Annotated in this window: 6 protein-coding genes; 2 read left to right on the top strand and 4 right to left on the bottom strand. The window is 45.8% G+C overall.

Annotated features, from left to right (window positions below):
- Window positions 1–26 precede the first annotated feature (26 nt).
- Together ACYVRH_RS09015 and ACYVRH_RS09010 are read left to right on the top strand one after the other, a co-directional pair.
- The gene (locus ACYVRH_RS09015; RefSeq protein WP_461256588.1) at window positions 27–4,928 is read left to right on the top strand and encodes a beta strand repeat-containing protein; all 4,902 of its coding nucleotides are present in this window, start codon (window positions 27–29) and stop codon (window positions 4,926–4,928) included.
- Window positions 4,929–5,069: 141 nt separating this feature from the next.
- A complete protein-coding gene (locus ACYVRH_RS09010; RefSeq protein ID WP_461256587.1) occupies window positions 5,070–5,558 on the top strand; it encodes a hypothetical protein in 489 nt (162 codons plus the stop codon).
- Between the two features lie 234 nt (window positions 5,559–5,792).
- Here ACYVRH_RS09010 and ACYVRH_RS09005 read toward each other — a convergent pair whose 3' ends face one another.
- From ACYVRH_RS09005 to ACYVRH_RS08990, 4 genes are all read right to left on the bottom strand, one after another.
- Window positions 5,793–5,990 (bottom strand): type II toxin-antitoxin system HicB family antitoxin, encoded by a 198-nt coding sequence (locus ACYVRH_RS09005; protein WP_461256586.1) that lies wholly within the window; start codon window positions 5,988–5,990, stop codon window positions 5,793–5,795.
- Window positions 5,991–6,200: 210 nt separating this feature from the next.
- Window positions 6,201–6,479, bottom strand: coding sequence for a BrnA antitoxin family protein (locus ACYVRH_RS09000; RefSeq protein WP_461256585.1), 279 nt, complete (start codon window positions 6,477–6,479; stop codon window positions 6,201–6,203).
- The gene (locus ACYVRH_RS08995; protein WP_461256584.1) at window positions 6,451–6,834 is read right to left on the bottom strand and encodes a BrnT family toxin; all 384 of its coding nucleotides are present in this window, start codon (window positions 6,832–6,834) and stop codon (window positions 6,451–6,453) included. Before ACYVRH_RS08995 ends, ACYVRH_RS09000 begins: the two co-directional genes overlap by 29 nt.
- 169 nt (window positions 6,835–7,003) lie before the next feature.
- The coding region (locus ACYVRH_RS08990; RefSeq protein WP_461256583.1) for a hypothetical protein at window positions 7,004–7,757 on the bottom strand (754 nt) is incomplete at its 5' end.

The raw sequence follows: 7,757 nt of genomic DNA, 5'->3' as shown, positions 1-7,757 counted from the left end.
CGGTAGGCACAAGCGAATTTAGCCCGATGGCGACGGGGACGCCCTCAGCGTTTAATGATACCCCGAGAACTCCAGCGGCGCCGTCAGTCAGTACCGGTAACGGGAAAGTAACCGTTACATGGGCGGCAGTAGAAGGCACAACGGCATACGAGGTGTGGACGGGTACGGCTAACAATTCCGCGTCCGCAACCAAAAACGGCGCGGACATTACCGCCTCGCTTTCCGCGACAATAGAAAACCTGACAAACGGAACGACTTATTATATTTGGATAAAAGCTAAAAACGGCATAGGCACAAGCACATTCAGCCCTGTCGCAAGCGGCAAGCCCATTGCCAACGCTACAGCGCCAACCATAAGCGCCGGCAACGGACAACTGTCCGCGGCATGGGCGGCGATTGCCGGAGCGGATCAATACGAAGTGTTCTGCGGAACAGGAGTAAACCCGCCGCAAACTGCGACGCAGACGGTTACAACTACATCGGCGGCAATCAGCGGACTGGTCAATGGCACGACGTATAACGTGTGGGTAAGGGGCAAAAACTCGACCGGAACCGGAGCGATAAGCTCTGCAGCAAGCGCAAAACCAGTCGGCAACATTGGAACAGTTACGCTGACAACAGGCGGAAGCGGTGAACTTGCCCTTAGTTGGCAAGCGGTTTCCGGAGCGGATCAATATGAAGTGTATTACGGTACAGGCAACACTATACCCGGAAACCCTGCGCAGACAATTAACGCTCCAACAACAACGGCGGTAATAGGCGGTCTTGCCAACGGCACGACATACAACGTGTGGGTAAAGCCTAAGAACGCCAACGGCACTGGCAACGCGAGTACTGTGGCAAGCGGAACGCCGTTGGCAACGCCGGGCAGTTTAACAGTAAGCGCGGGAAACCAGCAAATTGCCATTAGCTGGACGGCGGTATCGGGAGCAAGCAGTTACGAAGTTTATTACAGCGCCACCCCGACAATACCCACCGCAGCGTCATTTACAGTCACGGAACTGAGTAAAACAATTACCGTCCTGAGCAACGGGACAACGTATAATTTCTGGGTGAAGGCGGTCAACGCTAATGGAACCAGCGGGGCAAGCCCAATGGCGAGCGGCAAGCCGATTGACAACATGGGAACGGTTAAACTTGTATCTGGCAATGACCAACTGACGGCAAGTTGGACAACGGTCGCCGGAGCGGACGAGTATGAAGTTTACCATAGTATAAGCAGTACAATGCCCGAAAGCCCGACACAAACTGTTTCAACAACAACAGTGACAATCAGCAGTCTTGTTAATGGGACAACGTACTATGTGTGGGTTAAAGGCAAAAATACCAATGGAACCAACAGCGCAAGCGCGGTGGCAAGCGGAGTGCCGATGGCGACGCCAGGCGCGTTATCCCTAAGCGCGGGAAATCAGCAAATTACGCTTAGCTGGGCAACAGTACCCGGCGCAAGCAGTTACAACGTTTATTACAGCGCCACAACAACGATACCCAATACGCCAACAGACACCGTTACGGTACTGAATAAAACAATTACCGGCCTTACAAACGGGACAACGTATAATTTCTGGATAAAAGCTGTAAACGCCAACGGAACCAGCGGGGCAAGCCCGATGGCAAGCGGTAAGCCCATTGGCAATATGGGAACTGTAACGGTGAGCATTGGCAATGAACAGGTTTCGTTAAGCTGGTCAACCGTTGCCGGAGCAGATCAGTACGAGGTTTACCAGAATTCAACCAACTCAATGCCGGTAAACCCGACGCAAACAATTACGGCAAACACTTTTACAATAAGCAGTTTGACCAATAACTCAACGTATTATTTTTGGGTTAAACCTAAGAACGCAAACGGCGCAGGTAACGCAAGCACAGCGGTGAGCGGGAAACCGCTTGGAAACATGGGAACGGTAACGCTTGTGTCGGCTAACGGTCAGTTGACGGCAAGTTGGTTGGCGGTTACCGGAGCGGATCAATACGATGTGTACAGGAATACCAGTAACTCGATACCGGCAAGCCCCTCGCAGACTGTTTCAACAACGACGGCGGCAATAAGTAGTTTAACCAATGGGACAACGTACTATGTGTGGGTAAAGCCGAAGAACGCCACAGGAACAGGCGGCGCAAGCGCGGTTGTAAGCGCCAAACCCATTGGCAATATGGGGACAGTAACGCTTATATCTGGCAACGAGCAACTGACGGCAAACTGGACAATAGTCGCCGGTGCGGCTGAATACGATGTTTACTATAGTACAAGCAGTACAATGCCGGGAAGCTCATCGCAAACCGTTACAACGACAACGGCAACAATCAGTAGTTTGACAAATGGGACAACGTACTATGTGTGGGTAAAGCCAAAGAACGCCAATGGTGCGGGAGCGGTAAGCACAGTGGTCAGTGGAGTACCGATAGCGACGCCGGGAACACCGACAGTAAGTCTGGGAAACCAGCAAGTTACAATTAGTTGGACTACAGTACCGGGCGCAGGCAGTTACGAGATTTATCAAAGCACAACCACCACAATACCCTCCACGGTATCATTTACCGTTACTGAAACAAATAAAACGATTACCGGATTAACCAACGGGACAACATATAATTTCTGGATAAAAGCAGTTAACGACAACGGAACCAGCGGTGCAAGCCCCATGGCAAGCGGCAAGCCGATTGCTAATATGGGGACGATAACGGTGGGCATTGGCAATGAACAGGTTTCGTTAAGCTGGTCAACCGTTGCCGGAGCGGATCAATACGATGTGTACTACAGCACGACAAACTCAATACCAGCAAGCGCTTCGCAAACAATTAACGCCCAAACAACAACGGCGGCAATAAGCAGTTTGACCAACAACACAACGTATTATTTCTGGGTTAAGCCTAAAAATACTACTGGTGCGGGTGCGGTAAGCGCGGTTGTGAGCGGCAAGCCGCTTGGGAACATGGGAACGGTAACGCTTGTGTCGGCTAATAGCCAACTGACGGCAAGTTGGACGGCGGTTACCGGAGCGGATCAATACGAAGTTTACTACAATACAACAAACTCAATACCGGCGAGCGCTTCGCAAACAATCAACGCCCCAACAACAACGGCGGCAATAAGCAGTTTAACCAATGGGACAACGTACTATGTGTGGGTAAAGCCAAAGAATGCCACAGGAACAGGCGACGCGAGCGCGGTTGTAAACGCCAAGCCTATTGGCAATATGGGGGCGGTAACGCTTGTATCCGGTAGCGGTCAGTTGACTGCAAGCTGGACAGCGGTTGCCGGAGCGGACGAGTACGACGTGTATTATAGTACAAGCAGTACAATGCCGGGAAGCCCGACGCAGGCCGTTTCAACAACAACGGCGACAATCAGCAGTTTGACCAATGGGACAACGTACAACGTGTGGGTAAAGCCCAAGAACGCCAATGGCGCGGGAACGGTAAGCACGGTGGTCAGTGGCAAGCCGCTTGGTACTCCAGGTACGCCGATATTAAGCCCTGATTACAGACAGTTGATTTTAACATGGACAACAGTAGCGGGGGCTGATGAATATGAAGTGTACTATGGGACAAGCAGCACGCCGACAACGCTTGCGACAACCACTGATGGAACTCAGGCGTACATAACCGGACTGACAGCTGGCACGACTTATTATGTCCGCCTTCGGGCAAAGAACGCCAACGGCGTTTCCGCCTATGGACCAAGCGCAAGCGGTACGCCGGATAATGTACGCAGGCCAGGATTGTACCGAAGCGCGGTAAAAATCGGCAATCAGAACCTTACAGATTCATTGACATATATTTCAACTAACGCGGTTACCAACGATGATTTTTACATTGTTCTGGGGTTGGATGAATCAGTTTCCCCAAAAACCCTTGATTATTCCAACAAAATCGTGGGAATTACCCTGTTGGGGTACAGCGTTGAACGAACAATAACCCTTAACGCAAATGGCTCTTTATTTACCATTAGAACAGGCGTTACCCTCATCCTTGATGAAAACATTACCCTTGTTGGCCGAAGCGCAAATAACAATTCACTTGTTTCTCTTAACGGTGGAAACTTTATTATGAATAACGGAGCGAAAATAACTGGTAACACTTACTCTTCCTATTCCTCTACCTCTCCCTTCCGCTATGGCGGCGGGGTGTATGTGAGTAGCGGAACTTTCACCATGGGCGGTGGTGAAATCTCCAGTAATACAGCCGACTACGGCGGGGGGGTGTATGTGGGTAGCGGAACCACCTTCACCATGAACAATGGTAAAATATCTGTCAATACCGTTTCCAACGATGGCGGCGGGGTGTATGTGGGAAGTAGCGGAACATTCATCATAAATGGCGGTGAAATCTCCGGCAATACCACCCCCTACGGCGGTGGGAGCGGCGGCGGGGTGCAAATAGCTAATAATGGAGCCTTTACCATGAATGGCGGTGATATCTCCGGTAATACAGGCGGCGATGGCGGCGGGGTGTTTGTGGGATATAGCGGATTCACCATGAGCGGCGGTGAAATCTCCGGCAATTCCTCTTCCGAAAAAGGCGGCGGGGTGTATGTGTATAGCGGAACCTTTAACATGAACGGTGGGAAAATCTCCAGCAATACAGCCTCTGGTTCCTCCTCTTACAGCTACGGCGGCGGGGTGTATGTGGAGGACGACAGCACCTTTACCATGACTGGTGGGGAAATCTCTGGCAATACCGCTGACCGCGCAGGCGGCGGGGTGTATGTGAGTGGCGGAACTTTCACCAAGTCGGGCGGTGGAACCATTACTGGCTATGCCAGCGATCCTGTGAACGGCAATGTAGTAAAGGACAGTTCCGGCGTTGTTCAGAGTAATAATGGTAATGCGGTGTATGCAGTCTCCAACAGGCGCAGGGAAACTACCGCAGGGCCGGCAGTTAACCTTGATTCGAGCGTGAGCGGCTCGGCTGGGGGATGGGAATAAAGCAAAAGAAGAAAGAAAAATGAAAAGAGAAAAAAGGAAGAGGAGGGAAAAGTGAGTTGGGAGTTTTGCGCGGCTCTGGTATGCGCGGACGCTCTTCGTATGAGGAGCGGGAAATTTGTTATATGATGAGAGGTAAAAAAAATGGAGAAAATAAATTATTTTTTGGAAATGATAAGCAGGTTCATATCAGGCATTTTACCGTGGTCTGTTGTTGTTTTGATTCTTTTCCTTGTATTTAAGAGATCTATCAAAAAAATATTAAAAAAATTGACATTTATTCAGATAACTAAAGATGGCCTTATAATCAAGTTAATGGACAAGTTTGTTAATGATTTGCTCGACAAAGAAGAGGGGCAAAAAGGGCAAATCAATCCATGCCCGATTGACATATCCGACGAAAGTGATCCCTTAAAGTTAGAAATACTTCGTACTTATTCAAAAATAGAAAATGCCGTCAAAGAAAAATTCGGAGTATCTGATAGTTACAATATGTTTGTTTCTCTTTCTAACGAAGGAAAAATCGATACTACTACGCTTATTATTTTAACTTCAATGGAGTTATTGAGAAATGAAATCCTTTCCTCTACTGCTCATCCTAAAATCATTAAAGAGAATTTAAACAATTATTAGCGTAATGCGGATAGAATAATAAAAATTATTCGAGAAATAAAAAGTTAGGTACCGCGCGCAGTATCTGTCACCGTTTATGACTAAAGCGGCACGGCGGGGAGAATGGGAATAAAGCAAAAGAAAAGAGAAAAAAGGAAGAGAAATGGGGAGGGTCGCGTGTTGAAAGCTTATTTTGAAAGTTTTTTTATTATATCACGAGCCGTGTAATCGTTTGTTCCAGCAATTTATCCTTTTTCATGCGGGTATTTTAACTTTTCCGGTTTTACGGATTTCGGACAGATGTTTTTTTTCTTCCTGCTTAATTTCGTAGACTTCAATAAGGGCTTCTTCAAGTTCAGACAGAGAGATACCCTGAGTAGAATCGTCCGGATAATCGTTAAGAAAACCGACAAAGAACGCGCCGTCTTGCCAATAGGTATAATCAAGTTCCATATTCAACCTCTTGATACAGCATACCAAACAATGATAAGACTGACAAGGACGCGCAAATGGTGACTGCTGCCTAAATTTCGCGGTAGCGTGAGCGGATCGGCGAGGGGATGGGAATAAAACAAAAGAAAAAAGGAAGAGAAGCGGGGAAAAAGCGGCTCTTACATTTCTAACTGCTCACTTCACCCACAGAGCAACGCTAGAAAGCATTGGTTAGGCTTTTAAAGGTGATTGAACCATTGCCTGGCGTAATATTGCGTTTAACCGTGTTTGATAGCCCTTACCACCCTGTTTAAGCCATGCCGCAATATCAGCGTCAATTTTTATGGAAAGAGATACTTTCACAGGTTTTACTTTCCAATATTCATGATTGGCAGGTTTCATGCGGGCAATCTGCTCCGCTGTTAATTTGGGGCTGTCTTTATCATAAGTGATGGGAAAGTTCATTATTTCCGCTATACGTTTAGAGTTTAATTTTTTTGAAGTAATCATTGTAATTCTCCTGTTCTTCGCTATCCGCCCGCCGTGCCGAAATGAGTCTTCTGCGTTCAACAACGCGGGGCGGTTTGTTTTTCCCAGAGGACAGGTTTTGATTTCCATCCCCTGATACGCTTATTTCCCGCAATGTGTAAAATGCTATTATGTACAGAACATTATTAAGACATCCAATGCCATAATATCGTTCCTCCTTAATAGAGTGTTCATAATCATACCCCTCCAAAAAAGAAGGATCATCAAAGATTTCCAAAATTTCATTGAATGAAAAACCGTGTTTCTTTTTATTTTGACGATCCTTATTTTCATCCCATTCAAAGCGTCCATCTTCACTGATTATAGTCTTGCCCATATATATAAGAAAGTATATCCAATTTGGTATATATTGTCAATTACATAAAATCAATTCTGTAGGCAAAGTGAGCGTTGTCCCAAGACATGCGGCTATGCCAGTAGTACGGTGAACGGCAATGTGGTAAAAAATAGTTCCAGACCATTACAAATATAATAAAGATATTTCTTTATTTCCCATACGGATAGACATATCTATAAAATAATGGGAGATCCCAGTCATTATTAATGTCCTTTAATACTTTTGTTGAGTGTAAAAAACAAACCAGTAATGCGACAGAATTTTTTAATTCCATTATTATGTTTTCATTTAAATTACCAAATATAGCATATATTCTATACCTGCCATATATTGTATTTGAATACCCGACAAGGAAGGGGAAATCTTCACCATGATCAGAAATCTCGAAAGGATCATCAAATTGGAGGTTTGTTTGCCCGATAACCGCCTTTGTCAAAATAAATTGTTTACCGCTTCCATTTTTCGTGCCATACGCGTCAAACGTAACATTCGCGTTTGTAGAATAATTGCCAATAGAAATAGTTCCACTCCAGAAATAGGATTGTTTGTATTTTGGTAAAACGCGAACATTAATATAATCACCTTGATTTTTTAAATTTACCATTGGCATAAACATTTCAGTTGGCTTGTTTTGCAGTATTGGCTTTTTTATCTGCCCTTCAAGTAATATTCCCGCATTTGGAACAGTTTTATTGCTTTTTAATGAAACTTCAAGAACGCTAATAATATTATTTTTTTCCAGTATATTCCCTGAAACAGGAAAAGAAAAATCTTCAGGTATAAAGGCTTCATTATTTAATGGAACAATTTTACAGCGGCTGCAAAAAAATACTGCAAATACAAATAGAAAAACCTTCAATATTTTTCTATAAAACATTCTTTTACTTCTATTTATTAAATAT

This window comes from Treponema sp. R80B11-R83G3 (genome assembly GCF_054786115.1).
This window is presented reverse-complemented; position numbering and strand designations above follow the sequence as displayed.